The following is a 2,895-nucleotide window of genomic DNA, read 5'->3' on the forward strand; positions in this document are numbered from 1 at the left end:
CGATGGGGGCGGACGCTCCCGCGGGAGCGTGCACGGCCGCCCGGACCCGAGCCGCGGCGGCGCGCAGACCACCCGCCCGGCCCAGCGCGGCCGCCGATTCCGCGACCGGGGCCAGGGCGCCCAGGGCGAGCGCCATGGCGGCCGGGGCCCACGCCCGGTCGAGACGTCCGGTGGACGCGGCGTGGGCGGCGGCAGCCACGACCCCGATGACGGCGGCCACGACCAGCAGGTCGCGGGCCGCGCCCGCACCGGTCTCCCACGACTGTTCGGCGCGCTGGGCGCGGGCGAGCCGCCGCCCGGCGGACCGGAGCCGGGCCCGCCTGCGGTTCAGCGATCCCGTCATGAGGAGTTCGCGCAGTCCGTCGACGCTCTCCACCGTCTCCGACGACAGCTCGGCGAGCGCGCTCCGGGTGCGGTGCCCGCGTTCGGCCCGCCCGCGCGCTTCGACCAGCGGCGACCAGATCAGGAGCAGCGCGGCCGGGACGACCGCGAGCAGCAGCCAGGGCCCGAGAGCGGCCAGCACGATGGCCGACACCGCGAAGACCACGCCGGAGGCGATGAGTTGGGCGATGGCGTGGGCGTAGAAGAACTCCAGTGCCTCGACGTCCCCGAGCGCGGTCGCCGCGAGGTCGCCGCTGCGCCGGCCCGCGATCCGGGCGGGGGCGCTGCGGGCCAGCCCGTCGAAGACCCGGACGCGCAGTTCGGCCAGGACCCGGTAGGCGAGGTCGTGCGAGAGGTCCATCTCGCGCCAGGTGGCCAGCGCCCGGAGCAGGACGAGCCCGATCAGGACGGCGACGGTGCCGGGGGTGGGCGGCCGGTGCTCAGTGACGGCTGTGCCCACCGTGTACGCGGCGAGGGTGACCAGGGCCACCAGGGCGGCCTGGTCGACGAGGGCGGCCAGACAGGTGCGGAGCACGGTGGCGCGGTGCGCGCCGAGGACCGGGAGGAGCGAGCGCAGGGCGCCGGACGGTGCCGAGTCCGGGGACAGGGGCGTGCGCGGGATCGGGGCCGCGTCCGGAGCCTGGGTCGTGCGTGGGGCCGGGGGCGGAGCCGAGTCCGGGGACTCGGTCGTGCGGGGGTTCGGAGTCATGCGGCGCGCTCCTCCTGGCTTCGTCCGGCCGCGACGAGCGAGGCGTACACGCCGCCGCCCGCGAGCAGGGTGGTGTGGTCGCCCGCCGCGGCCACGCGGCCCGCGTCGAGGACGACGATGTGGTCGGCGTGGCGGACGGCGTCGAGCCGGTGGGCGACGACGATGCAGGTGCGGCCGCGGCCGGCCGCGGCCAGCTCCCGGACGATGCGCGCCTGGCCGCGTTCGTCGACGGCGCTGGTGGCCTCGTCCAGGATCAGGACCGGGGCGTCGGCCAGCAACGCCCGTGCCAGGGCGAGCCGTTGGCGCTGTCCTCCGGAGAGCGTGGCGCCGCGTTCACCGACGAGGGTGGCGTAAGCGTCCGGGAGCCGGGCGATCTCCTCGTCGATCCCGGCGGTCCGGGCGGCGGTCCGCAGTTCTTCGTCCGTGGCGGCCGGGCGGGCGACGCGCAGGTTCTCCGCGATGGTGGCGTGGAAGAGGTACGTCTCCTGCGAGACCACGGCGATGCCCCGGCGCAGCGAGGCGAGGGTGTAGGCGGCGGTGTCCCTCCCGGATACGGTGACGCGGCCCCCGTCCGGGTCCCGTTGGCGCAGCAGGAGGCTCAGCACGGTCGACTTCCCCGCGCCGGACGGGCCGACGACGGCGGTGGTGCGCCCGGCGGCGGCGGTGAAGGACACCCCGTCGAGGGCGGGCCGGCTGCTCCCCGGGTGAGTGAAGTGGACTTCCTCGAACCGGATTTCGGGCGCGACCTCCCAGGCGGCGGTCACGGTGCCCCGGTCCGGGACGGCGGCCTCGGAGGTGCGCAGGGCGGCGATTCCGTCGGCCGCCGACACCCCGAGGTAGCCCGCGTGCCACTCGCGGGAGAGGTCGCGGACGGGGCGGAAGCATTCGGAGGCGAGCAGGAGCAGGAGGTAGGTGCCGGTGGCGGCGGTCCGGCCGGTGGCGGCCGAGGAGCACGCCACGAGGACGGCGGCGACCGTGCCGCCCTGGACGGCCAGGTCGGTGAGGCCGGTGTCGACGAGCGAGACCCGCAGTTTGGCGACGGTGCTCCGGTGCAGGGCGGCCGACCGCCGCTCCAGCCGTTCCCGTACGCGGCCCACGGCACCGGCGTTGCGGAGCGTCGGCATCCCCTGGAGGGCTTCCAGGTAGTCGGCGGCGAGGGCTTCGTAGGTGTCCCAGTGCTCCTTGCCGCGCCGCGCCAGCAGCCGGTCCCACCAGCGCGGCCCGAAGAGGGCCAGCAGGAGGGCGGGGCCGAGGGCGAGGGCCGCGTACGGCTCGACGAGAGCGACGGCGACGAGCAGCATCGGCGGTACGGCGGCGGTGATGAGGAGTTGGGGCAGATAGCGCGAGATGTACGCGTCGACGCCCTCGACCCCGTCCACCAGCGTGGCCCGCACGGCTCCGGCCCGGGCACCGGTGATCGCGGTGGGCCCGAGCGTGCCGAGCCGCTCCAGCAGGGTGTCGCGCAGCCTCACCCGTACGGTGGCACCGGCCGTGACGGCGATCAGGCGCTGGGCGCGGCCGAGGGCGGCACGGACCAGGACGACGGCGATCACGGCCGTGAGCAGCGGGGCGATGGCGGCCGTGCCCCCTTGCGCGATCCGGGAGAGCACGAGGGCGAGAAGGACGGCCTGGGCGAGGTGGGTGGCGGTGACCGCCGCGAGCAGGGCGGTGGCGAGGCCGAGCGGGCGACGCGCGGTGCGCGCGGCGCGCAGGAGTTCGGGGTGGAGCATCATGGGCGTTCTTCCTCGCCGGACGGGGCCGCCGGGGCGGCGGATGCCGTGGGTGGGGTGGCTGAAGTGGGGGCT

At 76.7% G+C, this 2,895-nt stretch carries 2 protein-coding genes; both read right to left on the reverse strand.

Going from position 1 to position 2,895, the window contains the following annotated elements; translation table 11 throughout:
• Nucleotides 1–1,090 (reverse strand): ABC transporter transmembrane domain-containing protein (locus D3105_RS33140; RefSeq protein ID WP_240647118.1); only part of this gene is annotated, 1,090 nt, incomplete at its 3' end.
• Nucleotides 1,087–2,823 (reverse strand): ABC transporter ATP-binding protein/permease, encoded by a 1,737-nt coding sequence (locus D3105_RS33145; RefSeq protein ID WP_118906521.1) that lies wholly within the window; start codon nt 2,821–2,823, stop codon nt 1,087–1,089. The genes D3105_RS33140 and D3105_RS33145, both read right to left, overlap by 4 nt.
• Nucleotides 2,824–2,895 lie beyond the last annotated feature (72 nt).

Source organism: Streptomyces globisporus, from assembly GCF_003501885.1.
Classification (GTDB): Bacteria; Actinomycetota; Actinomycetes; order Streptomycetales; family Streptomycetaceae; genus Streptomyces; species Streptomyces globisporus_D.